Raw genomic sequence first — 25,114 nt, forward strand, 5'->3', positions numbered from 1 at the left:
CATTTACTCCGTTCATTTAAATCGCTCCAGTCTGAGGGATTTTTGATGCGTAACGGGCCGAAGCGAAGCGATTCGATCCAGGTGGCGTCCAGCCACCTCATCACCACATGTGCGACGCTGGCTGCGATCATCCTGTTCGTTGTCCTGGGCGTCCGGGTGGTTCCGAGCAGCTTCGGATCGGCAGTGCCCCCTAGTGGCAGCCTCATTGCCGCCTTCCTGCTGAATATCGCCATCATCCTGTTTGGCTGGCGGCGCGCCAAGGAACTGGCACAAGCGATGGCCGCTCTCGCCCATGCGGAGCAGGAAGCGCACCGGAATGCCTATGTCGATTGCGTGACCGGGCTTGCCAATCGCCGTGCATTGGCAAAGGCGCTCGCCGAGAAACTGAGGACGTCGCCGGTCAACGGCGCAATCACCCTCATCGACCTGGACCATTTCAAGAAGGTCAACGACCTCCACGGCCATTCGGCCGGCGACGATCTGCTCAACCATGTCGGCAAGCTCCTCGACGATATTGCGCCCAAGGATAGCGTCGTCGCCCGGCTTGGCGGCGACGAGTTCGCGCTGCTGATGCCCGTCGCCGACGCGAAGGACGCGGAAGAGCGGGTCGGCGCCATCCTGCAAAGCCTTTCCGCGCCGATCGACGTCGGCGCCTTCCATGCGCATCTGTCGGCGTCCGCCGGCCTCGCCATGCTGGTCGAAGGGCAGTCCGCGGAAGACATGCTGCGCCGTGCCGACATCGCGATGTACTCGGCGAAGCGCGCGGGCCGGAACACCTTGCGCTGGTTCGATTCGGACCAGGAAGCGGAGATCAAAGAGCGCGCCATCCTGGAGGACGAAATCCGCCAGGGAATCGACGGCGACGAATTCCTCCCCTTCTTCCAGCCGCTGATCAATCTCGAAACCGGCGAGACCAGCGGCTTCGAAGTCCTGGCGCGCTGGCGCTCGCCGCGCCGCGGGCTGGTCGAGCCAGTCGACTTCATCGCCATTTGCGAAGCCTCGGGCATGATCGCCGCTTTGTCGATGAACGTCATGCGCAAGGCGCTTATCGAAGCGAAGGACTGGCCGGCGCACCTCAAGATCGCGGTCAACATCTCCCCGGTGCAGTTCCGCGATCCGCAACTGGCCGAGCGTATCCTGAAATTGCTGACGGAGACCGGGTTCCCGGCCCGTCGCCTGGAACTGGAAATCACCGAGGGCTCGCTTATCGAGCATCCGGAACAGGCGATCACGGTCGTGCAGAGCCTGAAGAATAACGGGATCAGCATCGCGCTCGACGACTTCGGCACCGGTTACGCGTCATTGACGCAACTGCAGGCATTGCCGTTCGACCGTATCAAGATCGACAAGAGCTTCGTCGCCACCATCGGCGAGAGCGAGCAGAGCGCTGCGATCGTCCGGACCATTGCCTCGCTCGGCAAGCTTTTGTGCGTGCCGATCACCGCCGAGGGTGTCGAAAGCGAGACCATCCGTCAGCAGTTGGCCGACGCCGGTTGCCAGGATGCGCAAGGCTGGCTGTTCGGACGCGCGGTTTCCGCCCAGTTCGTCCGCGACCATTTCGACCTGCCGGCCGAAGGCTCGGAAGGTCCGCTCGACCCGCTTGATACTATTGATCATGAGCGTCGCGACGGCGACCGCCGCGCTGCCGCCCGGGCCCGGCTTGCCGCGGGCCGCAAGTGGTAAGGCACCCTACGAACATTTAGCTTGCGTTCCGATTTCCGCCCAGTGTATTAGTCAGATAATACGCACTGGGAGGATGATATGCGCCGTTTCACGATTCCCGCTTCCGTAGCAATCGCGCTTGCCGCGGCCGGTTGTCACCGGGCTGCCGACGCCGAAGACCGGAACGCCGGGCCGAAGATCGACCGCACCTATCAGGTCGGCAACTTCAACAAGATCGAGGTCGCAGGACCTTATGACGTGAAGGTTGTCACCGGCGGAGCGCCCGGTGTGACCGCCCACGGCGGTGAGAACCTGCTCAACGAAACTGAGGTCGTCGTCGATGGGGACGAATTGAAGATCCGGCCGAAGAAGCATCGGGGCTGGCATTGGTCGAACGGCACAGCGCAGTTCACGGTCAATGTCGCCGCACTGCGCGCAGCCACGATCGCCGGATCGGGCGGGATTACCGTCGACAAGGTCAGCGGGGATTTCGACGCGGACGTGGCGGGCTCGGGCGACCTGCGCCTGCCGTCCGTAGCCGCCGGCAAGCTCAAGCTGGCGATTGCAGGATCGGGCGGCCTGATGGCAGCGGGCACGGCCAACAATGTCGACATCAGCATCGCCGGTTCGGGTGACGTCGACGCCAAGAGCCTGGTCACACGCACTGCCGCCGTCTCGATCGCTGGATCAGGAGGAGTCGCGGCCCACGCTACCGAGAAAGCGGACGTTTCGATCATGGGGTCAGGCGACGTCGAACTGACCGGCGGCGCCAAGTGCAGCGTTTCAAAAATGGGATCGGGTGACGTCCACTGCGGATAACGCCGCGGTGACGGCTTGTTAACCATAAGCGGCGAGAGTGGCTGAATGAAAACCGCTGCCCTCGCCGCTTTGTTTTTGCTCGCCGCGCCCGCTGGGGCCGCGACCCGCAATTATTCCGTCACCAGTTTCGATCATATTCGCGTCGACGGACCATACCAGGTGACGCTGAAGACGAATGTCGCGCCGTTCGCTCGCGCGATTGGGAGCCAGCAGGCGCTGGACGCCGTCTCCATTCGCGTCGAGGGGCGGACGCTCATCGTCCGCGCCGATCCGGGCGGTGCCTGGGGCGGCTACCCGGGCCAGGAACGGGGACCGGTAACCATCGAACTGGGTACGCCCGACCTTGCCAATGCGCTGGTCAATGGAGCCGGTGCGCTGGCCATTGACCGCGTCAAAGGCCTGAAGTTCGACTTCACCATCCTGGGCTCGGGAATGCTGCGCATCGACCAGGCCGACATCGATCAGATGCGGGCATTGCTCGACGGGTCGGCCAGCGCGCGACTGGGCGGCCGTGCCGCGAACATCAATGCAAGCGTCCGCGGTACGTCGACCTTCGATGCCGAGGCATTGTCGGTGAAGGACGCCGTCATCGCCGCCGAGGGACCGACGGTCATCCGCGCGACAATCACCAACAGCGCCAAGATCGATGCGCGGGGCCTGACCTCCGTGACCGTCGAAGGTGGCGCCGCCTGCACCGTCAAGACCCAGGGTTCGGCAACCGTTACCGGCTGCCGCTGACATCAATCCGCAATCTTGTGACACCGTCCGGATAGAACGGCCACGCAAACGAAACTAGCGTCGCTCCGCTGACGCTCGGGGGATGTTTGGGGCCGTTCCATCACGCACTGGTCAAAGAGACCATCGAGGCCTTGCGGCGCAACGTCGAGGCATTGCGTGAGCTTGAGCAGGAAGGTGTGCCCGATCCCGAAGCTTTGGCCAGCCTCGAAGCTGCACGGTCGATACTGATCAAGGCCCAGGAGGTGGTTGGCTGCTTTGGCGAATTGCCGCCAGCTTAACCCCGTTGCGCCTGCGCCGTGGCCCGACCCTTGGTCGGAGTTTCGTTGAACCGGTTGCTGTACCAGGCGCTGAACGAGGCGAGCGTGGAATAACCGAGCAAATGTGCGATATCGGTCAGGCGCAGTCGGCGATTGGCGAAATGCTGGCTGACCTGCTGCACCCTGACCCGATCGAGCAATTCGCTGAAGCTGGTTTCTTCGCGGTCGAGCCAGCGCTGCAGCGTCCGGATGTTCGTACCCAGCGCATCGGCAACTCCCGCAATCGTGGCGCGGCCAGCTGGCATGAGCAATCGGATCGACTGCTCAACCTCCTCTTCTATGGTGCGAGGCCCGGGATCGACCATCGCGCCCACCAACTGGCGCGCATGAGCAGCCAGCGCAGTATCGGCACGTGGATTGATACGGTTCATGTCGGCGGTCTCGACAACAATCCCGTCGAAATCTGCCCCGAATTGCAGCGGGCAATCGAACAGCCGGTCGTAAATGGCCCGGTCCGGGGACACTGGCCGCTCATATGAGAAACTGACGCATTGGGGGCGCCAGCTTTCGTCCATCAAGGTCCGGCACAATTTGTGAAGGACGCCGAGCGCCAGGTCGCCCACCTGGCGGGACACCATGGGCGGATTCAGCGCGAAGACTTCTCGCAGGTAGAAGCTGTCCTCATGCTCTTCGATCTGCAGCATGAGGTTCGAATTAATGCGATTGCGGAATTCGGCCATGATCTCCATCGCGTCCCGAAGCGTCGATTGATGAACGATCAGCAGGCTGACCAGGCCGAGGTCGCTGAGCTGGCGCCGCTCCGCCATCATCAGCCCGAAGGTCACGCAGCCGGACGCGGCGGCGCTGTCCTCCAGCAGCCGGACAACCGGCCGGGCCGGAAGCATCAGGTCGGGATTGCTCATCATGGCTGGCGACAAGCCCGCCTGCCGGAGCAAAGGCCTGACATCGAGGCGCAACTGCTCGGCCACTTCGAAGTAGCCGGTTAGCGAGGCGGCGCGGACGAGCTCCATTTTGCCCCCATGTTTGACACGACATCATCAGGAACTGTCGTGATCCGTATAATCGCCCCCTCCTACACCTGATAATTCGGCCGCGAAATCCCAATCGAAAGACTTTTGTGGCGCGAGCAGTACGCTTCTATGAGACCGGTGGCCCGGACGTTCTCCGTTTCGAGGAAGTGTCGGTCGGCCAGCCCGGCGACGGCCAAGTCCGTGTTCGCCATCTCGCGGTCGGGCTCAACTTCGCAGACACCTATTTCCGCCAAGGCTACTACCCCGTGCCAGTGCCGAACGGCATGGGAGTCGAAGCATCCGGCGTCATCGAAGCGGTTGGCCCTAACGTAAACGGCTTCAAGGTCGGCGACCGCGTAACCTATACCGGCAGTCCGCTCGGCGCCTATTCGACCGAACGGGTCATGCCCGTCGGATCGCTTTTCAAGCTGCCGGTCGATATCACCCACGAAACCGCCGCGGCGATGACCATGCGCGGTCTCAGCGCCGCCTACTGGCTGTTGAAGACCAACCCCTGGATGAAGGCCGGCGACACCATCCTCATCCATGCGGCTGCCGGTGGAGTCGGCCTGATCGCATCGCAATGGGCGAAGCTCTTGGGACTGCGCGTCATCGGCACAGTTTCCACCGAGGCCAAGGCCGAACTGGCCAAGGCTCATGGTTGCGATGAAATCATCTTTTACCGCCGCGAGAATGTCGTCGAGCGTGTCAGGCAGCTGACGGACGGCGAAGGCGTCACGACGGTATACGACACAGTCGGCAAGGACACGTACGAGGGGTCGCTGAAGTCCTTGAAGCGACGGGGGGTGCTTGTCGGCTGCGGAACGGCATCGGGGCCATTTCCCCCGATCGACGCGCTGCAGCTTGCCATTCAGGGCTCGGTCTATTTCACGCGCCCGGCACTTGCCGACTACATTGCCGATCCGGCCGAGCGGGCCGAGCTTTCCGGTGCGCTGTTCGACCATGTCGCCGCCGGCCGCATCCGGATCAATATCAACCAGCGCTACGAACTTGCCGACGCCATTCAGGCTCATCGCGACCTCGAGGCGGGAAAGACGACGGGCTCGTCGATCTTCGTCATCCCATGAGGATCGAGAAGCTCACGACGCACATCGGTGCGGAACTGGTTGGCGTCGATCTCGCCAAGGCCACGAGCGACGATGCCTTGTTCGATGACATCAAAGCCGCGCTGCTGGAACACAAGGTCCTGTTCCTCCGCGACCAGCTGATTTCCAAGGCCGACCACGTCGCCTTCGCTTCGCGTTTCGGCGAGCTGGAGGATCATCCGGTGGCGGGCAGTGACCCGGACCATCCCGGCCTGGTCTGCATCTACAAGGACCTCGACTCCCCGCCAGACCATTACGAAAATGCCTGGCACTGCGACGCGACGTGGCGGGAAAAGCCGCCACTGGGCGCGGTCCTGCGCTGCATCGAATGCCCGCCAGTCGGTGGCGACACGATCTGGGTCAATATGGCGCGCGCCTATGAGGACCTGCCCGCCGACATCAAGCTGCGGATCGAGGGACTCTACGCCCGTCATTCCATCGAGGCGTCATTCGGCGCCCGAATGCCGATCGAGAAGCGGCACGCGCTGAAGGCCCAATATCCCGATGCCGAACATCCGGTCGTGCGAATCCACCCGGAAACGGGAGAGAAGGTGCTGTTCGTCAACAGCTTCGCGACCCACTTCACCAATTATCACACGTCGGAGAACGTGCGTTACGGCCAGGATTATGCGCCGGGCGGGTCGAACCTGCTCAACTACCTGATCGCGCGCGCTTCGATCCCCGAATACCAGGTGCGCTGGCGCTGGCGGCCAAACAGCATCGCCATCTGGGATAACCGCTGCACCCAGCATTACGCCGTGATGGATTACTGGCCCGCCGTCCGGAAAATGGAACGGGCAGGAATCATCGGCGACAAACCCTATTAAGGAGAAGAACCATGCAGTTCATGGACGACAGCCTGCTGCCCGAAAACCAGGATCCGCTGGTCATCCAGGTAGCGCCTTATGCGCCGAGCTTCCTGCCGCGCGACAGCGACGACATTCCCGTGACGATGCAGGAGCAGGTCCAGAAGGCCGTCGATTGCTACAATGCCGGCGCCACGGTGCTCCACGTCCACGTCCGCGAGCCGGACGGCAAGGGCTCCAAGCGGCTCGAAATGTTCAACGAAATGCTCGATCGCTTGCGCACGGCCGTGCCGAAGATGATCCTGCAGGTCGGCGGTTCGATCAGCTTCGCGCCGAAGGACGACGGACAAGCAGCTTTGTGGCTGGGCGAAGACACACGTCACATGCTGGCCGACCTGAATCCGAAGCCCGACCAGGTCACCATCGCCATCAATACCAACCAGATGAACGTGATGGAGCTGATCACCGACGAGGATGCCGCCGGCACCTCCATGGGCGAGCCCGATTACAAGAAGGCCTATACCGAGATGTATTACGAGAGCGGTCCGGCTTTCGTGAAGGAGCATCTGAAGCGCCTAGTCGCCTCCGGTATCCAGCCCCACTTCATGATCGGTTCGATCAAGGACCTGGAAACGGTCGAGCGCATCGTTCGCCAAGGCCAGTATATGGGCCCCTATGTGCTGAACTGGGTATCCATCGGTGGTGGCCACGATGGACCGAACCCGCGAAACCTGATGGAATTCATCAACCGCGTTCCGCAGAATGCGACTCTGACCGTCGAGGGCCTGATGCGCCACGTCTATCCGCTGAATGCCATGGGCATCGCCATGGGCCTGCACGTCCGGGTCGGCCAGGAAGACAATCTCTATGGCCGTCGCGGCGAGCGCGCGACTTCCGTCCAGCAAATCGAGAAGATGGTGAAGATCAGCCAGGAGCTGTGGCGCCCGATCGCCACCGCCGAGCAGGCCCGTTCCATCTACCAGATCGGCACTTTCTATTCGAGCGTCGAAGAAACGCTTGAGAAGAACGGCTGGCTGCCGAACCGCACGCCCAGGTTGGCGCAGCGCCAGGCGGCGTGAAGCCCTTCGCTTCCGACGCCGCGATCAGCAGGCCGAAAATCCCGGGCTACGCCTGGGTGGTGTTCGCCCTCACCTTCGGCCTGCTGATTTCGGACTACATGGCGCGGCAGGTGCTGAATGCCGTCTTCCCTTTGCTCAAGGCAGAATGGGGCCTGAGCGACGGACAACTCGGTTTCCTTGCCGGCATCGTGCCGCTGATGGTGGGCTTGCTGACCTGCCCGATCTCCCTGCTGGCGGACCGCTTCGGCCGGGCAAAAAGCATCGTCGTCATGGGCCTGGTTTGGAGCGCCGCGACCTTGCTGTGCGGCCTGGCCCGCAGCTACGACCAGATGCTCGCCGCGCGCGTGCTCGTCGGCGTCGGCGAGGCGGCTTATGGCAGCGTGGGTATCGCCGTCATTATCAGCGTCTTCCCGAAGCATTTGCGCGCGACGCTTACCGGCGCGTTCATGGCTGGCGGCCTGGCCGGGCAAGTGCTCGGCGTCGGGATCGGCGGCGCGGTGGCTGCGAGCCACGGTTGGCGGACTGCGTTCAATGCCATTGGCGTGGCCGGACTCGTGCTCGCTTTGGCTTACGGCTGGTGCGTCAGGGACGCCCGCATCTCGGGCAATGCAGGCGAAGAACGGGTCAAGCTCAGCTGGGCGGGCCTGAAGCCCCTGTTCGCGGGCGCAACGCTGAATTGCGCCTACGTCGCCAGCGGCCTGCAATTGTTCGTGGCTGGCGCCCTGCCCGCCTGGTTGCCGACCTATTTCGTCCGCTATTACCACCTTCCGCTGGCCAAGGCCGCAGGCGTCGCCGCGATCTTCCTCGCCATCGGCGGCGTCGGCATGATCCTGTGCGGTGTTGCAAGCGACCGGCTCGTCAAGACGATGCGGGACCGCGCCCGCTTATCGGCGGCTTTCTGTATCGGCTCGGCGCTGCTGGTTGCAGCGGCGTTCGCTGTCGGAACGGGGTTGCCGCAGCTCGTGCTGCTCGGACTTGCCATGTTCCTCGCGGCTTCGACGGCGGGATCGGCTGGATCGATGGTGGCGGGCCTGACCCCCGCTGCATTACATGGCACGGCCTTCGCGGTGCTGACCCTCGCCAATAATGCCTTCGGCCTGGCGCCCGGCCCAATCGTCACCGGATGGCTGGCAGATCGCGTCGGCCTGCTTGGCGCGCTGCAGTTGCTGCCGGCGGCAAGCGTCGCCGCTGCCCTTGTCTTTTACGCCGCCTCGCGCGCGGCCCGGCAGGCGACGGCCTGACCGAGACCGGGCGACCTACAGGCCGAATAGCCGGATTACGAAGTAACTGACCGAGCCGAGCGCAAGGAGCGACAGGACCACTGTGGCCGTTACCCGGCCCCCAGCCCGTGAGACGGTGCGGACGTCGACACCCAGGCCGAGCGCCGCCATCGAAATGACGGTGAGGCCGGTGGCCAGGCTTCCGATTGGCGCGAGCGCCCAATCCGGAACCAGGCTCGCCGAGCGCAGCACGACCATGACCATGAAGCCGATGATGAACCACGGCACGAGCTGGTGCAGCGCCGGCCGGCCGCGCCGGGGGCGATCACCGGCGGTTACATGGGGGGCGGGTTCGTCGGCCTCCTCCCGCCACTTCGCCGTCATCAGTGAAAGGACCAGGCAGACCGGGCCGAGCATCAGCACGCGGATGAGCTTTACGAGCGTTCCGACCTGTACCGCCTTGACGCCAATTGGCGCCGCTGCGGCGATTACCTGAGGAACGGCATAGACGGTCAATCCGGCCAGCGCCCCGTAGCCGAATTGGGTCATGTGCAAGATCACGCCGAGCAACGGCAGGGTCAAAACAACGATCACGCCAAGCACGGCCGTGAAGGCGATCGACGATGCCACCTCGTCGCCGTCCGCGCCGATGACCGGTGCGACGGCGGCAATCGCGGAATTGCCGCAGATCGAATTGCCGCAAGCAACCAGCATGGCGAGGCGTTTCGACAAGCCGAGAGTCCGGCCGATGGCAAAGCTCAGAAGGATTGCGCCCGCGACAATCGCCAGAATTGACACCAGCAGAGGCCAACCCGCCGACAGGATCGTCGCGGCGCTGACCGATGCGCCCAGCAGGACAACGGCGATTTCCAGCACCAACTTGGCGCTGACATCGATGCCCGGCTTCCATCGTTCCCCGGGAACCCAAAACGTCCGGACCGCCGCGCCGATCAGGATCGCCAGCACCAATGCCTCGATCCAGGCACGGCCGGTAAGGGCCAATTCAACCTCCGCCAATGCAGAGCCCGCGGCCGCGACAAGCGCGCAAAGGACTAATCCGGGAAGGATCCTGGCGGGGACCGGTACTGTCTTGGACGACGGCGCAAATGCCATGACGAACTCTTACAACTTAGCCGGGTCACGAAAACAAGATGGAGCCCCGGCGCCAGCGTGCACCGAGGCTCCACTCTCCGCAACCGGTTGAACAAAGGCCCCGGCGCCTGGGGAGCGCCGGGACCTCCGCCCCCATACTACAAGGTTTCGACCCGGGAGTTGGCCGCCACTCCGGTTGAGCGCGGGTCGGCATTGAGCCGACGGACGACCGTACTTCTGGCAAAGACCTCGTAGGAGAGACCGAGCGAGCGAAAGAAACTGGTACAGGGCGCTCGCCCGATTTCTTGTCAGTCCTCAGAAGTTGAAGCGGCCCTGCAGAGCGACGGTCCGGCCTTCGTCGACGACGTTCGCCTGGCTGTAGGCACCGAAAGTCGAGAAGGCCAAAGGCGTCTGGACGCCCATCGAGACGGTCCGCTTGTCGAACAGATTCTTGCCGAGAAGGGCGACTTCCCAGCGGCGGCCCGGATCGCCGATGGCGATACGACCATTGAACTTCGCATAGCTGCCCTGCGTCTGGTTCGGGTCGAGCGTCGGCGACAAGAAGTAGCCGTCGGAAGCGAACATGTCTGCGGTCGTACGCAGCTCTAGGCTGTTGGTGATCGCAGTGTTCCAGTCGACGGCGAGCGTCGCCTGCCAGTCGGGAACGAGCTGGTTGGTCTTGCCCTTATAATCGCACTGGCCGTTGGCGCCGTCCGGAACCTGGCCCGGATAGCACTGGCCGTTCGGATACTTCTTGAATTCGAAGTCCGTCAGCGCGCCGGCTGCTCGCAGCGTCAGGTGCGGAGTCACAGCGAAGCGGGCGTCAGCCTCCAACCCCTGAGTCGTGGCGTCGGCGTTGCCGACGACATAGCCAAGTACACCGTCGAACACCGAGACCTGCAGGTCCTGGATCTTCGTGTGGTAGAGCGAGGCGTTGAAGATCCCGCGATGGTTGAAGAAGCTGGTCTTTGCACCGACCTCCCAGTTGGTCGCCTGCTCTTCGTCGAACTCGAAGGCGTCAGCCATGGACGAGTAGAAGCCGCGGTTGTTGCCGCGGAAATCGAAGCCGCCCGACTTGGTGCCCTTCGTGAACGAGCCGTAGAACATGATGTCCGGGTTGACGTCATATTGAAGGACGACGGACGGGACGAAGCCGGTCTTCGAAACCTTACCGTCGACCGGATGAACGCCGTAGGCGAGCTGCAAGCCAGCTGCCTGCCCTCCCGGAATGCCGCCCATGCCGGCGATGGTGGTGAGATTGCTCGAGCTTATGTGGAACAAGCTGCCGAAGACTATCGGCGCCATGATGGCCTGAGTACCCGTGAGCGTCGAACCGTCGATGCCCTCGATGGTGATGTTGCGGTCGCCTTCCTTCTTCTCGTGGGTGACGCGGCCACCGACGTTGACGCGGAAGTGTTCATTGAACTTGTAGGTCAGCTGACCGAAAGCCGACAGGATATCGGTGTCGACATGGGCTTGCCGCGCGGCGCGGGTGTCCCTGATGTAATTGCCGAAGGCCCCCGGTTTCAGGTTCGCCGCCTCCACCAAGATTGAATCATGGTCGATGTTGATGTTGTCGCTGTAGCTATGGTCGCTGGTCTGGAAGAAGCCGCCGACGATATACTCGAGCTTGCGGGACGTATCGGAAGCGAGCCGGATTTCCTGGCTGAACTGCTTGTACTTTTCGTGCAGGTCGATCGTCAGGATGTTCGCGCCCGTAAAGTCGCAGTCGCAATCCTCGTCATAGCTGAACTTGTTGTAGCCGGTGATCGAGGTCAGCTGGCCGATGCCCGTGTCCCAATTGGCCGTCAGGACGTAGGTTCCGGAAGTATTGTCCGACGTGTCGCCGTTGGACGAGCGCTTGTCGTCCTTGATATTGTTCGAGACTGACGGATCAACGACGAACTCATCGCTCGGGCTCATTGCGCCGAGGAGAGTCAGGATCTGAGCGTAGGTCTTGCCGCCGAATGGCGCACCGGCAATGGACGGCAGCTCATTGTAGACTTCGATGTTGCGACCCTTGGTGTCGAACTCGCCATGCTCGGCCTTGAAGTTCAACGTAAAGTCGTCGGTGACGTCCCAGTCGACGATGCCGCGCAGGTTCCAGTCCTTGCGCTGCGGTTCGCTGCGATCGAGCGTGATATTCTTGATGAATCCGTCGCCGTCGTGGATGCGGCCGGCGATGCGAGCGCGAACGTTGTCGGTAATCGGACCAGAAACGGCGCCGAGCAATTCCCAATCGTCGCTATCGAGCTGGTAGCTGCCCTGGACATAGCCCGTGAGCACATTGGTCGGCTGGGCCGAGATGATGTTGAGCGCGCCGGCAATCGAGTTCTTGCCGAACAGGATCGACTGCGGTCCGCGCAGAACCTCGACGCGCTGGACGTCGAGGAAGGGCGCGCGGGCCTGCTGGGCACGGCCGTAGTGGATGCCGTCAATATAGGTGCCGACCGACTGCTCGAAGCCCTGGTTGACGCCCGAGAAGATGCCGCGGATGGCGATGTTCGAGCCGATACCGGTCTCGGTCATCTTGAAATTGGGGACCTTCGTCTGAAGGTCTTCGATCTTGCGGATGCCCTGCTGCTGCATCGTCGCGCCGGAGACGGCGGCGACGGACAGCGGAACGTCCTGCAGCCGCTCGGACCGCTTGCGGGCGGTGACGACGATGTCGCCTTCGCTTTTCTGCTCGTCGGCAGCCGGAGCCTGCGAAGCTGCGGTATCCGCCGGCGCGGCTGCCGCATCCGCGGCGGCGGCGGCGACTGGCGCTGCAGTTTCCTCGGCGAAAGCCGGGGTCGAGCAGAGTGCGAAAGCAAGAGATGTTACGCTTGAGACAGCAAGCAAGGCTTTGAAACTAGACAATTGGAATCCCCTCCCGGAATTTGGGGTGGAGACTTAAAAGCGTAACAAATGTTGGTTTGCTGGCCGATGCCAGCAATTATCGCAATGACGCCAATTTAACGATGCGCCGCGCACTGTGCCCTGGCGGTAACGATCAAACCAGTGCCAGCGCGGAGAGCTTTCCGTAGAGGCGAGGCGGCAGGTCGGCAACACCGCTGGGATCGGCTTCGTCAGTTACTTCGGCTTCCAAATAACGCCAACCCTGGTGCGCCCGCCTCGGCATCGGCGGCACAATCACCAGCTCATCCGAACATACGATGTCGATTCGACCGTCGGGCCGGTCGTCGAACCGGAGGATCTGCTGGCGGCCGATGATTCGGTGCTTGACGATCCAGTGAAGCGAGCCCCCAATCAGCTCCTCCATCCTCTTCGGCCGCATTCGGGTCGTGACCCTAACCTCGCCATTTTGCGCACGCGCAGCGACCCGCTTCTGCAGCGATTCGAGTGTGCGGCAGCCAAAGGCGACCTTGGTCAGGTGGAGCGTCGGCACAATGCCAATGTAGTGGCGTACCGACGGTTTCGGGAGTGCTAGTGGACGAGGCCGACTGCCGTAGCCAGGCCGAGGAAGGCGAGGAAGCCCATGGAATCCGTGACCATCGTCACGAAAATCGACGAAGCGACCGCCGGGTCCGCGCCATAGCGCTCAAGGGTCAGCGGAACCAGGACGCCCGCCATGCCGGCGATGAGGATGTTGAAAAGCATCGCCGCGGCGATGACTCCGCCCAGCGACGGACTGCCGAGGACCAAGGTGACGCCGACTCCGATGAGGACCGCGATGGTCACGCCGTTGAGCAGAGCCACCCTGAGTTCGCGGCCCACCGCGCGCCAGCGATTCGAGCCGGTCAACTGATTGGTGGCAATGGCGCGGACGGTAACGGCTAGCGTCTGCGTACCGGCATTGCCCCCGACACCGGCGACGATCGGCATCAGCACCGCCAACACCGCCAGCCGCTCGATCGAATGTTCGAAAATACGGATAATCGAGGCGGCAACCAGCGCCGTCATCAGGTTCGCCGCCAGCCAGCGGACGCGGCCGCGATAGGTGTCGAAGATCGGCTCGTTGATGTCGCCTTCGCCGGCACCGGACAGCAGCAGGACGTCCTCGCCCGCCTCTTCCTGGATGATGTGGACGATGTCATCGACCGTAATCATGCCGACCAGCCGGCCGCTGGCATCGACGACCGCCGCCGAGATGAGCGCATATTTCTGGAAGCGGAGAGCGACCTCTTCCTGGTCCATGTCGACCGGGATGAGGGTCTGGTCCTCGACCATGATATCGGTGACCATCGAGCCGCGCGGTGAACGCAGGATCGACGACAATTTGCAGGTACCGACAGGGTGGTGGTCGGGAGAGACGACGAACACTTCCCAGAAGTCGGTGGCCAGTTCGTCTGTCTGGCGCATGTAATCGATGAGCTGCCCGACCTTCCAATGCTCCGGCACCGCGATCAGGTCGCGCTGCATGAGACGGCCGGCGGTTTCCTCCGGATAGGTCAGCGCTTCCTCGACCGCGGCGCGGTCGTCGGGCTCCATCCTCTCGAGGACGGCCTGACGATCGTCGCTGTCGAGGTCCTCGATGATGGCGACGGCGTCGTCGGTGTCGAGCTGGCCGGCGAGGTCGGCGACCTGCTCCGGCTCCATCTCGTCGATCAAGGTCTCGCGGACGTAGTCGTTCAGCTCGGCATAGACGTCGGCATCGACGATCTCGGCGAGCGCCTTGACGAGGCCTTCGCGCTCGTCGCGCGCCGCAAGCTCGATGAGGTCGGCGACGTCGGCGGGATGGAGCGGCTCGACCAGCTTGCGCGCGGTTTCGTTGTCGCCCTTGTCGACCGCATCGAGGACACGCTCGACAAAGTCCGGGCGCAGCCGGTCCTCCGAGTCCATGATGTCCGCTTCCTCAGGCGGGGGAGTGGCGGCGATCTGCTCGCTTTCGCTCATCTTCTTTCCCCCGGACCCAAACTTGTTTGGGTTCCCTATGGCCGCACCGGCTCTGGCGCAACCCGCCCCGGCCGCCTAAAGCGCGGCCAGGTTACAAAGGAGATCGAAGATGGCCGACGACACGCTGACCCTGACCCTTTCGAGCGGCGGCGACGTCGTCATCAAGCTCAGGCCCGACGTCGCGCCCGGCCATGTCGAACGGATCACCAGCCTGGCCAATGACGGCTTCTACGACGGCGTCGTCTTTCATCGTGTCATCCCCGGCTTCATGGCCCAGGGCGGCGACCCGACAGGGACCGGCTATCACGGGTCGAAGCTCCCCGACCTCAAGGCGGAGTTCAACGCCGAGCCGCATGTCCGCGGCACCTGTTCGATGGCGCGATCCCAGAACCCGGACAGCGCCAATAGCCAGTTCTTCATCTGCTTCGACGATGCGCGCTTCCTCGACCGGCAATATACGGTCTGGGGCCAGGTCGAGAGCGGCATGGAATATATCGACGCCCTTCCGGTCGGTGAGCCGCCGGCCGACCCTGGCAAGATCCTGAAGGCAACGGTCGGTTAAGATGGCGAAGCCGGTCGCCCTCGTCACCGGCGCCTCGGCAGGGCTGGGCGTCGAGTTCGCCCGGCAACTGTCCGCGAAAGGCCACCGGCTGGTGCTGGTCGCCCGACGCAAGGACCGGCTTGAAGATCTGGCCAGGGAGGTCGGTAACGCCCGCGTGGTTGCGCTCGACCTCAGCGAACCGGGCGCCACCGCCAAGCTGATGGCGAATGTCGCCAAGGCCGGCGAGACCATCGAGCTGCTCATCAACAATGCCGGTTTCGGCCTTGCCGGGCGCTTCGTTGAGCTCGACGCCGATCGCCAACGCGAGATGGTCGATCTCAACTGCGGCGCGCTCGAAGAGCTGTCGCGAGCCGTCCTGCCCGGCATGATATCGCGAAAGTCCGGCGGCATCCTCAACGTCGCCTCGACCGCCGCCTTCCAGCCGGGCCCTGGCATGTCGGTCTATTTCGCGACCAAGGCCTTCGTCCTGTCGTTCAGCGAGGCCCTGCACGACGAGATGAAGCCGCACGGCATCAAGGTGTCCTGCCTGTGCCCCGGCCCAACGCGCACCGAGTTCCGCGAGGTTTCGGGCTTCAAACCCAAGGGGCCGGGCAGCAAACAATCCGCCGACGCGGCCTCGGTCGTGCAGGCGGGGATCAAAGGCCTCGAAAGCAACCAGGCGATCGTGGTGCCGGGCCTCGCCAACAAGGTCATCTCGCAGGTCAACAGGTTCCTGCCCCGCGCCGTCATGCGCCGCGCGGCGCGGATGCGCTAGGTCGCCGAGACTTCTGGTCCGGGAATCTCGGTGGCGTGCCGCTGCTTGAACCTGTCGAGGAGTGACTGATAGCGCGGATGCTTTCGGATCGGATCCAGGTCTGAATCATGCAGGAACCACCTCTCCTGCTCGGCGCCGCAATGATCGATCCATAGTTCGAGCAAATCCATCGCATGGTCGATCTCGCCCAATTGCGCGTAAGTGCAAGCCGCGTTGTAACGCGCGTTATTGTCGTCGGGATCGATCAGCTTCACGCGCTCAAGCCATTTGAGCGCACGTTCCTTATCGCCCAAAGTGGCAAGGGCGCCGCTTCCCAACTGGGCCGGTCGCGAATTCTCAGGGTGAAGTTTCAGTTGCTCCTCGGCGCGCTTGATACCCATCCAACCATATTTGTCGGACTCTTCGCTCCGACCGACCGCGCGCAGGACGATCTGCAGAAGCAGCGGGGCCTGTGAGTCTTCCGGCTGAATCTCAACCGCCCTCGTGTAGAGTTCGATCGCCTTGTCGAGGTCGCCCTCGGTGACGCTGAATCGCGCGTAGGCGAGGTTGGCATCGAAATTGTTGGGATCGAGCTCAAGCGCACGCTGGAAAGCCTGAACTGCTTCCTCCCTCCGGCCGCTGTTAGCGAGCGCTTCGCCGCGCGCGGAATGCACCTCGGCAAGGTTCGGATCGAGCGCCAGCGCCTTGTCGGCGATTGCCAGCAACTCGTCCGCGTCCGTCGGCACGTTATACATGCCCCAAAGCCTCGACATGGCACTGGCCATGCCCGCATAGGCGCGCCCGTAATCCGGGTCGATCTCGACCGCTTTGCCGAACATTTCCTTGGCAAGGAGAAGGTAAGACCTAGTGAAGGCGTGGAAGAGCTGCCTGCCCTTGAGGTAGAAATTGTAAGCCTCTACGCTGCCTGTCGGAGCCGTTGTGATCGCCTCCTTTTCCTGAGGGAGCAGGTGGATCCGCAACTGGCCGACGATCGCCTGCGTGATTTCGTCCTGAATGGCGAAGATGTCATCGAGATCGCGGTCGTAACGGTCGGCCCAGACGTGGCCGCCGGTCGTGCCGTCGATCAGCTGGCCGGTGACACGCACCCGGTTGCCTGACTTGCGGACACTTCCCTCGAGCAAATATTTGACGCCAAGCTCGGCCGCGACCTGCTGCAGCTGCTGGGCCTTGCCCTTGTAGGTGAAGCTCGTGTTGCGGCCGACAACGAACAGGCCGCTGACCTTACTCAGGTCAGTGATGATATCCTCGGTCATTCCATCCGAGAAATATTCCTGTTCCGTGTCACCGCTCATATTGTTGAACGGGAGGACCGCGATCGACGGCTTATCGGCCTCTTCGACCTTCGTTTTCGCCCGGACCGGTGCATTGCCGAGAGCAACGTTGAACACGCGGACCGGGTGGCCGATGTTCTTCAGGTCGACATCGCCCATGTCCTCGAAGACGAGATCGAGCTTGTTTCCGATATTCTCGCGAACAGCACTGGAGACGGCGACGCCGCCGGGCTTGGCGATGCTTTCCAGCCTCGCTGCGACGTTGACTCCCTCGCCGAAGATATCGTCGTCATCGACGATCACGTCCCCAAGGTTGATGCCGATCCGAAACTCGATCCGGCGGTCTTCCGGCACCTCCACATTGCGCGAACGCATCTCGTGCTGGACTTCGGCGGCGCATTCGACGGCGCTGACCACGCTGGGGAATTCCACCAACATCCCGTCACCGGTCAGCTTGACGATACGGCCTTGATGCTCGGCAATCGTCGGATCAACGAGCTGGGCGCGATGCTCCTTGAGCGCCGTCAGCGTTCCGACCTCGTTCGCCCCCATCAACCGGCTGTAGCCGACCACATCAGCAGCCATGATCGCGGAAAGCCGGCGCTCCATGGGACTCGAAACCCCTCCCGTGCGTGGCGCTGCACTAGCACATTGTCGCCGATTAGCTAACTGGGATGCCAGTTTCGGATTTCGCACTTGCACAACAAATGCTGCGGTGCGATATTCCTTCTGCCTTTAATGGCATCCTCTCCTGACTTCAGGCCGGGCAGCCCAAACTGCCCGGCCTTTTTTTGCGCTTCGGGGGCCGACCCTTTATTCGCCCGCCGCAACGACCACATTGAACCGAAAGCGGCGAGGGCCGTTGGCCGACCGCAAGGCGGCGGGATCAAGGAAAGGTTTGTTGATGGCGGATGTCGAAACGGTGGCTAGGCGGCTTCAGGTCGCCAACCTCGCCCCCACCGATGCCGGACGGGGCGTGGCGCGGCTGCCGGTCAAGTTGATGACCGACCTCGGGCTGACCGAGGGCGATATCATTTCCATCGAGGGCAAGCGGCTCACGGCCGCCCGGGCCATCCGGCCTTATGGCGACGACGAGGGACTGGAGATCATCCGGCTCGATGGCCTGCAGCGGGCCAATGCCGGGGTTGGTTCGGGCGATTTCGTCGAAGTGAAGAAGGTCAAATCCAAGCCCGCCACGCGCGTCGTCTTCGCGCCTGCACAAAACAACATCCGCCTGCAGGGCTCGAGCGAGGCGCTGAAACGCAGCTTCCTGGGCCGGCCGCTCACCCAAGGTGATACGGTCGCCACCGCCGGCCAGCAGCGGGTCAACGCCGACGTGCCCGACCACATCCGCCAGCTGCTGAACGCCCCGGCCTTCGCACTCCAGGAAGTGCGCATGACGATCGTCACCGCGCTTCCCAAGGGCATCGTTCATATCGACGCCGACACCGAAGTAGAACTCCTTCCCGAATATACCGAGAAGGCCGGTGAGCGCCGGGCCGACGTCACCTATGACGATCTCGGCGGCATGCGCGACACCATCGACGCCCTGCGCGAGATGGTCGAACTGCCGCTACGCCACCCCGAGCTGTTCCAGCGCCTGGGTGTCGACCCGCCCAAGGGCGTGCTGCTTCACGGCCCGCCCGGCACCGGCAAAACGCGCCTGGCGCGCGCCGTCGCCAACGAGAGCGATGCCCAGTTCTTCCACATCGCCGGTCCCGAGGTGATGGGCTCCGCCTATGGCGAGTCAGAGAAGAAGCTGCGCGAATTGTTCGAGCAGGCCGCCAAGGCCGCGCCGTCGATCATCTTCATCGACGAGATCGACTCGATAGCACCCAAGCGCGGCCAGGTTTCCGGCGAGGCCGAGAAAAGGCTGGTCGCCCAGCTCCTCACACTGCTCGACGGCCTGGAGCCACGGCAGAATTTGGTCGTCATCGCCGCCACCAATCGGCCCGAAGCGATCGACGAGGCGTTGCGCCGGCCCGGGCGCTTCGATCGCGAAATCGTGGTCGGCGTGCCCGACGAGAATGGCCGCCGCGAGATCCTGGCCATCCACACGCGCGGCATGCCGCTGGCCGAGGACGTCAACCTCGACGAGCTGTCGCGCCGTACCTACGGCTTCGTCGGCGCCGATTTGGCGGCCCTGACCCGTGAAGCGGCGCTGGAGGCAGTGCGCCGCATCATGCCGCGCATCGACCTCAACAAGGACGCCATCCCGACCGAGATCCTCGACGCCTTGTCTGTCGAGGCGAAGGACTTCGACAATGCCCTGAAGCGCGTGCAGCCGTCGGCGATGCGCGAGGTCATGGTCGAAGTGCCGCACATCAGCTGGGACGACGTCGGCGGCCTCGACGAGGCCCGGGACAAGCTGCGCGAAGGCGTCGAGTTGCCGCTGAAGCATCCGGAGGCGTTCCGCCGGCTTGGCATCCGCCCGGCCAAAGGCTTCCTGCTCTATGGACCGCCCGGAACAGGCAAGACGCTACTGGCCAAGGCCGCGGCTCGCGAGTCCGAGGCGAATTTCATCGCCACCAAATCATCTGACTTGCTCAGCAAATGGTATGGCGAGAGCGAGCAGCAGATTGCCCGGTTATTCGCCCGTGCCCGACAGGTCGCGCCGACCGTGATCTTCATCGACGAGATCGATAGCTTGGTCCCGGCCCGCGGTGGCGGGCTTGGAGAACCGCAGGTCACCGAGCGCGTCGTCAACACTATCCTGTCCGAGATGGACGGCATGGAGGAGCTCAACAACGTCGTGCTGATTGGCGCGTCCAACCGGCCGAACCTGATCGATCCGGCACTATTGCGGCCGGGACGGTTTGATGAGCTCATCTATGTCGGCACGCCAGATACGGCCGGACGCCGGCGTATCCTGGCGATCCACACCAAGGACATGCCGCTGGCAAAGAATGTCGACCTCGAATCCCTGGCGCAGCGCACCGAACGTTTCACCGGGGCCGACCTTGAGGATTTGGTCCGCCGCGCCGGCCTGACGGCGCTCCGGCGCGGTCTCGATTCCGACCTCGTCACCATGGCGGATTTCGAAGCGGCGCTGAAGGAAACCCGGGCCTCGGTTACCGAGGAAATGCTGAACGACTATGCCGAGATTCAGCGGACGTTGAAGTCGGACGCGGTGCGGCCGGTGGGAGGTATCGGCTTCGTCCTGCCCGGCATGCTCCAGCCGCGCGGCCCCAAGACCGTGCCGAACAGCGAGGACCTTTAGTCGAGCCGGGCGCGGGCCCACGGGGCCATTGCCAGGAGCAGCAGCGCCGATAGCGCAAAGGGCAGATGATGATCGACGCCGTAGAGCGCCATGCCGATTCCGGGTGCGGCCACGTAGCTGATGCCATTGGCTGCGGTGATGACCCCGGCGACGCCGCCCTGATCGCCTAACGGCACGGCGAGGCTTGCGCCGGCCGTGAAGCCGGGTCGCGTGAAACCGAAGCCGAGTGAGGACAAGGCAAAGCCGAGGACCAGCCCGTACAGGTTGGGGGCCAGCATGGTGACGATGAAGCCGGCGGCGGCAATCACCGAGCCCCAGAGGATCAGCGCCCGAGGCCTCAGCCCGAGGCGCGGAATCAGGCCCCATTGGGCGGCAAGTCCGGCGCCGGCGCCGGCGATCATGACGATGGAAATCGGCTGCTCGGACCCCTGGGCGGGAATCTGCAGGCGATCGATCACGAAGAAGCCGATGCAGGTGAGTGTCGCCGCCTGGGCATGGCCGGCCGCGACTCCGGCCAGGATCCAGCGACGGATTCGCTCGTCGTGCCATTTCAGCATGTCGCGGCGTGGCGCCGTAGCGGCGACGACGCTTGCGCCCGTGACCGGGGAGGCGAGCGATGGATAGCTCATTGCGGCGCCCCGGCCCGAGCGCCTGCCCTTGGTGTCGTCAGGGAGCCAGATTGCGATGGCGGTGAAGACGATGATGCCGATTATCGCGAAGCCGAATAGCGGGCCGGGCAGGCCGACGAAGGGCAACACGAACGCCGGTGCAATCGCGGGCCCGATGATCGTTCCCAGGCCGAAGGAGGCCGCCAGCGCGGAAAGCGCATTCACCCGCGCCGCCCTGCGGGTCTTGGAGGCGAGATAGGCCTGGGTCGCGCTAGGCGTCGCGCAGCCGAGCGACCCATAGATGGAGCGGAATGCTGCGAACAACCCGAAGGTCGCGGCTCCGGTGATGGCACCCTTGAGGCCAATCGCGAGCGTGATCCCACACAAGGTCATCGAGACAATGAAGCCGCCGAGGCCGAGGAGGATCAACTTCTTGCGGCCATGATGGTCGCTGCGCCTGGCCCAAAAGGGCGCCAGCAGCACCCACAGCACCGCCGACCAGGTATAGGCAACGGCCACCCAGAAATCGGCGATGCCGATCTCGCGCCCGATGGCCGGCATGACCGATTGCAACGCCGTATTGCCCGCCGCCGCCACCAACATTGCAGTGAACAGCAGAAGGAAGTGCGGGGTCGACATCGCCGTGCCGGCGATCCCCGGTCGGGGCGCGCGTAAACGCATTAACGTGCATTAGGCGCGGCAGGCCGTGGCGCAAAGCAGGCGATGGAACTTGCAAAGGCCCGACTGTTTTGCCAACGCAATGCACCTTCGAAGGCCCCCGCTGGAGACTCAATGAACGCTTCGTCCGCCCGCACGCTGAAAGGCCCGCGCCGCTTTGTGCGCCGCGTCGCGCATCGGGCGAACAGCCCGCAGTGGCAGTTCCTGCGCGGTTTCCTGAAGAACCCGGTGATGGTCGGTTCGGTGATCCCGTCGAGCAAGGTGCTCATCGACAAGATGCTGTCGCGGGTGCGCTGGGACGAGGTGAAGTTGTTCGTCGAATATGGCCCGGGTGTCGGTACCTTCACCCGGCCGGTTCTCGAATTGCTTCCCGCCGACGCCAAGCTGATCGCGATCGACACCAATCCCGACTTCATCGACTATCTGAAAAAGGGCATCGAGGATGATCGGCTGATTCCGGTCACGGGTTCGGCCGCCGACGTCCAGAAGATCATCGAGGCGCATGGTTTCGCCCATGCCGACTACATCCTGTCGGGACTCCCCTTTTCGACCCTGCCTCCGGGTGTTGGCGACGCAATCGGTGAAGCGACGGCCAAGGCGATCCGCGCCGGTGGCGCATTCCTCGTCTACCAGTTCAATCCCAAGGTTCGTGATTTCATCGCGCCTTATTTCGAGCGGATCGACCGCGGTTTCGAATGGATCAATGTGCCGCCCGCGACTCTCTTCTGGGCTTGGCGTGAACCGAAGGCCGTGGCGGCCGAATAAGGCTACTCCGCCCCGAAATTGAGCCTTCGCGTGACGGTGTAGTCGACTGCCGTCACCAGGAAGAAGGACAGGCCCCATTTGATGCGGTTGAAAATGGTGCTGCGCTTGCGCCAGGCCTCGCGGGTGATTGCGAGGCTGTCGTCGAGCTCGCCCTCGAAATAGAGTCGCATGAGCGAAGCGAACTCGGAGTCGTCGACGCGCAGCATCATCTCCATGTTGAGATAGAGGCTGCGGAAATCAAAGTTGGACGAGCCGATATGAACCTCGTCGTCGAACACCAGAAGCTTCGTGTGCAGCTTGGTGCGCTGATATTCGAAAATCTCGACGCCACGCTTCAATAGCTGGTTGTAAGTGAAGCGAGCGGCGAAAATGGTCGCCGTGTTGTCGGACTTGGCGGCGGTGATGATCCGGGCCCGGCCCTTGGCGCCGGCTCGGGCGATCCGCTTCAGCATGCCCCAGGGCGGGGCGAAGTAAGCGGCGATCACCTCGACGTCGCAGCCCTGGCTGAGGTCGCGAGTGGTCGACACGGCCCAAGGCGAGACGCGGCGCATCGGGCCACCGAACTGCCACTGTAACTTGCCACTGGTCTCGCTGTAGCGGGTGATGATGTGGCGCAGCTCGCGGATTCGGGCGTGCTTCTTCAGCGCCCAGCCCATCAGGGCGTCATAATAAGGCGTCAGCCGTCCTGCCGCGAAGCCGAAGACCAAGAGGCCGATATCGCGCCAGCCGCCCTCGTCGGAGCGCTGAAAATAATCGTCCTCGATATTGAAGCCGCCGACCATGACCCGACAGTCCTCGGTCTCGCCGTCGACGAGCAGCATCTTCTGGTGATTGCGGAGCAAGTAACGGCGCCCATAGGAGGGGTGGAAGCGGCAGACGGTCGCCCCAGCCTCGCGCAGTTCGGTGAAGAAGCTGTCGGGGTTCATGCTGCTGCCAAAATCATCGATCAGCACTGAGACCGCGACGCCGCGCTGGCGCGCCGACATCAGCGCATCGCGGACACGCTTGCCCGAGAAATCTCCCGCGAACATGTAGTAAAGCAGCCTGAGACTGGTCTTGGCGTTGCCGATGAGGTCGAGTACGGCCTCGAGCCGGTCGGGCCCGTCCGGCAGCACCAGCAGGCGGTTGTCGTCGACCGTCACCAGGCGGCTTGCAAGCGATGACGGCCGGCCTCTCATATGGCTTCTAGTGGCGATGCCTTGAGCGCGGCGCAAGCTGTGGCCAACATTGACTTATTGGCGTGCCGTCACTATCTCGCCGCCTCCTCCAGAAAGCTATTGGATTGGGAAGCGACGAATGGCGCGCGTGACGGTTGAAGATTGTGTCGACAAGGTTCCGAACCGGTTCGACCTCGTGTTGCTTTCGGCGCAGCGCGCCCGGCAGATCAGCGGCGGCGCCGACCTGACCATCGATCGCGACCGCGACAAGAACCCGGTCGTCGCCTTGCGTGAAATCGCCGAGGAAACCGTCAAGCCGAAGCATTTGGAAGAGGCGGTCGTTTCCGGCCTGCAGCGCGTGCGCATCGACGAAGAGGACGAAACGGACGAGCTGGCGAGCCTCAGCGAATCGGCCGAGGCCCTGCGCTTGACCGCCGCCGCCCCGCCGCGCCCGACCCCGGGCGGTGCTGATTACGAATAAGCCTTCCGGCTTCAAACTAGGAAATCAGGCGGCCTCAGCGCCGCCTTTTTTCTGTTCCGCTCCCGGGCGTACGATCCATTTCATGTCACCGAGCTTGAGCTCCCGACCGTCCTCGGCCTGAACGCAAATGCGGCGGATCGGTTTGCCATCGCGCAAGTCAGCCAGGACGATGTCCTGCGTGCCGTGCCCCCAATCCTCGCCCCACTGCCTGAGCGCCAAAACGACTGGCAGCAAGGCTTCGCCCTTGCGGCTAAGTGCGTAAATGACCTTCCGCTTGTCACAAGGGTCGGGCGAGCGGTCCAGGATGTCCCCCGAAACGAGTTTGGCGAGACGATCCGAAAGGATGTTGCGGGCGATGCCGAGGCCGGCCTGGAACTCCTCGAAGTGCTGGAGCCCGTTGAATGCCCCCCGAAGAATGAGGAAGGCCCATTTCTCGCCGATGAGTTCGACGGATTGAGGAATGGGGCAGCTGAGGGCAGCCTCCCTGAACGCGTCGATGTGCGCCGTACTATGGCCCAATGACTCTTCCTCTCAGCGCAACACAAAACACAGATACGACGAAAAAACTAGTTGCGAAATGAAACTGTAAGCGATAAACAGTTTCAATCGAAAACGCAATTCAGGGGTTTAACATGTCCCGCACTTTCATCCTTCTGGCCTCTTTGGCTGCGATCGCCGCTCCGGCGAGCGCCGCGACCTATGCCGGCAAGCCTGCCGCCGCCGCCAGCGCCAACAAGTTCGTCGCCAACGACATCGTCTGGAATAATGCCGGCGGCGTCTACCGGGGCAACACCGACGACAGCCGCCCACTGGTGCTCTGCCAGTCGCTCGCCAAGAAGGCCGGCCAGCTGGAAAGCTTCACCGTCAATGGCCAGGCGATTGCCGCGGCCGACCTTGCCAAGTGCAACGCTGCTGCTCCGGCTGCATCGACGCCCGCGGTCGCCGAGGCCAACTAACCATTTCTCCTTTGGC

The 25,114-nt window shown here is 63.3% G+C and carries 23 protein-coding genes; 14 read left to right on the forward strand and 9 right to left on the reverse strand.

All coding sequences use genetic code 11. From position 1 onward, the window contains the following. Window positions 1-45 precede the first annotated feature (45 nt). The 4 genes from LZ536_RS07100 to LZ536_RS07115 all read left to right on the forward strand — a co-directional run bounded on the left by LZ536_RS07100 (window position 46) and on the right by LZ536_RS07115 (window position 3,497). Entirely contained in the window at window positions 46-1,683 is a 1,638-nt protein-coding gene (locus LZ536_RS07100) for a putative bifunctional diguanylate cyclase/phosphodiesterase (RefSeq protein ID WP_249847710.1), read from the forward strand. 78 nt (window positions 1,684-1,761) lie between these two features. After that, the gene (locus LZ536_RS07105) at window positions 1,762-2,481 is read left to right on the forward strand and encodes a head GIN domain-containing protein (protein ID WP_249847711.1); all 720 of its coding nucleotides are present in this window, start codon (window positions 1,762-1,764) and stop codon (window positions 2,479-2,481) included. Between the two features lie 45 nt (window positions 2,482-2,526). Continuing rightward, window positions 2,527-3,219, forward strand: a complete 693-nt coding sequence (locus tag LZ536_RS07110) for a GIN domain-containing protein (RefSeq protein WP_249847712.1) — start codon at window positions 2,527-2,529, stop codon at window positions 3,217-3,219. Window positions 3,220-3,305: 86 nt separating this feature from the next. Continuing rightward, entirely contained in the window at window positions 3,306-3,497 is a 192-nt protein-coding gene (locus LZ536_RS07115; RefSeq protein ID WP_249847713.1) for a hypothetical protein, read from the forward strand. On the opposite strand, the gene LZ536_RS07120 is transcribed toward LZ536_RS07115, so the two are convergent. Further along, on the reverse strand, window positions 3,494-4,507 hold the full coding sequence (locus LZ536_RS07120; protein WP_249847714.1) for an AraC family transcriptional regulator: 1,014 nt from the start codon (window positions 4,505-4,507) through the stop codon (window positions 3,494-3,496). The two genes, LZ536_RS07115 and LZ536_RS07120, sit on opposite strands and share 4 nt — an antisense overlap. A gap of 107 nt (window positions 4,508-4,614) precedes the next feature. Here LZ536_RS07120 and LZ536_RS07125 point away from each other — a divergent pair, with 107 nt between their 5' ends. Genes LZ536_RS07125 through LZ536_RS07140 form a run of 4 tightly spaced genes read left to right on the forward strand, consistent with a single transcriptional unit; the run spans window position 4,615 to window position 8,739 of the window. After that, window positions 4,615-5,595: a quinone oxidoreductase family protein gene (locus LZ536_RS07125; RefSeq protein WP_249847715.1), complete on the forward strand. Its 981-nt coding sequence runs from the start codon at window positions 4,615-4,617 to the stop codon at window positions 5,593-5,595. Further along, complete coding sequence (locus tag LZ536_RS07130) at window positions 5,592-6,440, forward strand: TauD/TfdA dioxygenase family protein (protein WP_249847716.1); 849 nt, start codon at window positions 5,592-5,594, stop codon at window positions 6,438-6,440. The genes LZ536_RS07125 and LZ536_RS07130 overlap by 4 nt, the downstream gene beginning before the upstream one ends. A gap of 11 nt (window positions 6,441-6,451) precedes the next feature. Beyond that, complete coding sequence (locus tag LZ536_RS07135) at window positions 6,452-7,498, forward strand: beta-keto acid cleavage family enzyme (protein WP_249847717.1); 1,047 nt, start codon at window positions 6,452-6,454, stop codon at window positions 7,496-7,498. Continuing rightward, window positions 7,495-8,739 carry an MFS transporter gene (locus LZ536_RS07140; RefSeq protein ID WP_249847718.1) on the forward strand — a complete coding sequence of 415 codons (1,245 nt, stop codon included), beginning with the start codon at window positions 7,495-7,497 and terminating at the stop codon, window positions 8,737-8,739. The genes LZ536_RS07135 and LZ536_RS07140 overlap by 4 nt, the downstream gene beginning before the upstream one ends. A gap of 15 nt (window positions 8,740-8,754) precedes the next feature. On the opposite strand, the gene LZ536_RS07145 is transcribed toward LZ536_RS07140, so the two are convergent. The 4 genes from LZ536_RS07145 to mgtE form a co-directional block, all read right to left on the reverse strand. Further along, window positions 8,755-9,831 (reverse strand): YeiH family protein, encoded by a 1,077-nt coding sequence (locus LZ536_RS07145; protein ID WP_249847719.1) that lies wholly within the window; start codon window positions 9,829-9,831, stop codon window positions 8,755-8,757. Between the two features lie 294 nt (window positions 9,832-10,125). Continuing rightward, window positions 10,126-12,669, reverse strand: a complete 2,544-nt coding sequence (locus LZ536_RS07150) for a TonB-dependent receptor (RefSeq protein ID WP_249847720.1) — start codon at window positions 12,667-12,669, stop codon at window positions 10,126-10,128. Window positions 12,670-12,802: 133 nt separating this feature from the next. Next, window positions 12,803-13,198, reverse strand: a complete 396-nt coding sequence (locus tag LZ536_RS07155; protein ID WP_249847721.1) for a DUF1489 family protein — start codon at window positions 13,196-13,198, stop codon at window positions 12,803-12,805. Between the two features lie 38 nt (window positions 13,199-13,236). Continuing rightward, a complete protein-coding gene (gene mgtE, locus LZ536_RS07160; protein WP_249847722.1) occupies window positions 13,237-14,646 on the reverse strand; it encodes a magnesium transporter in 1,410 nt (469 codons plus the stop codon). Window positions 14,647-14,755: 109 nt separating this feature from the next. On the opposite strand from mgtE, the gene LZ536_RS07165 reads away from it, so the two are divergent. Both LZ536_RS07165 and LZ536_RS07170 read left to right on the forward strand, forming a co-directional pair. Beyond that, entirely contained in the window at window positions 14,756-15,208 is a 453-nt protein-coding gene (locus LZ536_RS07165) for a peptidylprolyl isomerase (protein ID WP_249847723.1), read from the forward strand. Between the two features lies 1 nt (window position 15,209). Next, window positions 15,210-15,962, forward strand: a complete 753-nt coding sequence (locus tag LZ536_RS07170; protein WP_249847724.1) for an SDR family NAD(P)-dependent oxidoreductase — start codon at window positions 15,210-15,212, stop codon at window positions 15,960-15,962. Here LZ536_RS07170 and LZ536_RS07175 read toward each other — a convergent pair. Continuing rightward, entirely contained in the window at window positions 15,959-17,842 is a 1,884-nt protein-coding gene (locus tag LZ536_RS07175; protein ID WP_249847725.1) for a TPR end-of-group domain-containing protein, read from the reverse strand. The two genes, LZ536_RS07170 and LZ536_RS07175, sit on opposite strands and share 4 nt — an antisense overlap. Before the next feature lie 295 nt (window positions 17,843-18,137). Between LZ536_RS07175 and LZ536_RS07180 the strand changes: the two genes are divergently transcribed. Beyond that, the gene (locus tag LZ536_RS07180; RefSeq protein WP_249847726.1) at window positions 18,138-20,453 is read left to right on the forward strand and encodes a CDC48 family AAA ATPase; all 2,316 of its coding nucleotides are present in this window, start codon (window positions 18,138-18,140) and stop codon (window positions 20,451-20,453) included. Here the strand turns inward: LZ536_RS07180 and LZ536_RS07185 are convergent. Continuing rightward, a complete protein-coding gene (locus LZ536_RS07185; protein ID WP_249847727.1) occupies window positions 20,450-21,742 on the reverse strand; it encodes an MFS transporter in 1,293 nt (430 codons plus the stop codon). The two genes, LZ536_RS07180 and LZ536_RS07185, sit on opposite strands and share 4 nt — an antisense overlap. Before the next feature lie 111 nt (window positions 21,743-21,853). On the opposite strand from LZ536_RS07185, the gene LZ536_RS07190 reads away from it, so the two are divergent. Continuing rightward, entirely contained in the window at window positions 21,854-22,504 is a 651-nt protein-coding gene (locus LZ536_RS07190; protein WP_249847728.1) for a class I SAM-dependent methyltransferase, read from the forward strand. Between the two features lie 2 nt (window positions 22,505-22,506). On the opposite strand, the gene LZ536_RS07195 is transcribed toward LZ536_RS07190, so the two are convergent. After that, window positions 22,507-23,646: a phospholipase D-like domain-containing protein gene (locus LZ536_RS07195; RefSeq protein ID WP_249847729.1), complete on the reverse strand. Its 1,140-nt coding sequence runs from the start codon at window positions 23,644-23,646 to the stop codon at window positions 22,507-22,509. Between the two features lie 154 nt (window positions 23,647-23,800). On the opposite strand from LZ536_RS07195, the gene rpoZ reads away from it, so the two are divergent. Then, window positions 23,801-24,142, forward strand: a complete 342-nt coding sequence (gene rpoZ / locus LZ536_RS07200; RefSeq protein ID WP_249847730.1) for a DNA-directed RNA polymerase subunit omega — start codon at window positions 23,801-23,803, stop codon at window positions 24,140-24,142. A 24-nt stretch (window positions 24,143-24,166) separates the two neighbouring features. On the opposite strand, the gene LZ536_RS07205 is transcribed toward rpoZ, so the two are convergent. After that, window positions 24,167-24,661, reverse strand: coding sequence for a winged helix-turn-helix transcriptional regulator (locus LZ536_RS07205; protein WP_249847731.1), 495 nt, complete (start codon window positions 24,659-24,661; stop codon window positions 24,167-24,169). A gap of 113 nt (window positions 24,662-24,774) precedes the next feature. On the opposite strand from LZ536_RS07205, the gene LZ536_RS07210 reads away from it, so the two are divergent. Next, on the forward strand, window positions 24,775-25,098 hold the full coding sequence (locus tag LZ536_RS07210) for a CC_3452 family protein (protein WP_249847732.1): 324 nt from the start codon (window positions 24,775-24,777) through the stop codon (window positions 25,096-25,098). Window positions 25,099-25,114: the final 16 nt, after the last annotated feature.

This window comes from Sphingomonas alba (genome assembly GCF_023516555.1).
Lineage (GTDB): Bacteria > Pseudomonadota > Alphaproteobacteria > Sphingomonadales > Sphingomonadaceae > Sphingomicrobium > Sphingomicrobium album.

What these genes read in the sequence shown, in the direction of transcription:
- LZ536_RS07130 (WP_249847716.1), top strand. Translation starts at nt 5,592, where the DNA reads ATGAGGATCGAGAAGCTCACGACGCACATCGGTGCGGAACTGGTTGGC.
- LZ536_RS07105 (WP_249847711.1), top strand. Translation starts at nt 1,762, where the DNA reads ATGCGCCGTTTCACGATTCCCGCTTCCGTAGCAATCGCGCTTGCCGCG.
- LZ536_RS07145 (WP_249847719.1), bottom strand. Translation starts at nt 9,831, where the DNA reads ATGGCATTTGCGCCGTCGTCCAAGACAGTACCGGTCCCCGCCAGGATC.
- mgtE (WP_249847722.1), bottom strand. Translation starts at nt 14,646, where the DNA reads ATGAGCGAAAGCGAGCAGATCGCCGCCACTCCCCCGCCTGAGGAAGCG.
- LZ536_RS07170 (WP_249847724.1), top strand. Translation starts at nt 15,210, where the DNA reads ATGGCGAAGCCGGTCGCCCTCGTCACCGGCGCCTCGGCAGGGCTGGGC.
- LZ536_RS07210 (WP_249847732.1), top strand. Translation starts at nt 24,775, where the DNA reads ATGTCCCGCACTTTCATCCTTCTGGCCTCTTTGGCTGCGATCGCCGCT.
- LZ536_RS07120 (WP_249847714.1), bottom strand. Translation starts at nt 4,507, where the DNA reads ATGGAGCTCGTCCGCGCCGCCTCGCTAACCGGCTACTTCGAAGTGGCC.
- LZ536_RS07175 (WP_249847725.1), bottom strand. Translation starts at nt 17,842, where the DNA reads ATGGAGCGCCGGCTTTCCGCGATCATGGCTGCTGATGTGGTCGGCTAC.
- rpoZ (WP_249847730.1), top strand. Translation starts at nt 23,801, where the DNA reads ATGGCGCGCGTGACGGTTGAAGATTGTGTCGACAAGGTTCCGAACCGG.
- LZ536_RS07180 (WP_249847726.1), top strand. Translation starts at nt 18,138, where the DNA reads ATGGCGGATGTCGAAACGGTGGCTAGGCGGCTTCAGGTCGCCAACCTC.
- LZ536_RS07190 (WP_249847728.1), top strand. Translation starts at nt 21,854, where the DNA reads ATGAACGCTTCGTCCGCCCGCACGCTGAAAGGCCCGCGCCGCTTTGTG.
- LZ536_RS07165 (WP_249847723.1), top strand. Translation starts at nt 14,756, where the DNA reads ATGGCCGACGACACGCTGACCCTGACCCTTTCGAGCGGCGGCGACGTC.
- LZ536_RS07110 (WP_249847712.1), top strand. Translation starts at nt 2,527, where the DNA reads ATGAAAACCGCTGCCCTCGCCGCTTTGTTTTTGCTCGCCGCGCCCGCT.
- LZ536_RS07135 (WP_249847717.1), top strand. Translation starts at nt 6,452, where the DNA reads ATGCAGTTCATGGACGACAGCCTGCTGCCCGAAAACCAGGATCCGCTG.
- LZ536_RS07100 (WP_249847710.1), top strand. Translation starts at nt 46, where the DNA reads ATGCGTAACGGGCCGAAGCGAAGCGATTCGATCCAGGTGGCGTCCAGC.
- LZ536_RS07185 (WP_249847727.1), bottom strand. Translation starts at nt 21,742, where the DNA reads ATGCGTTTACGCGCGCCCCGACCGGGGATCGCCGGCACGGCGATGTCG.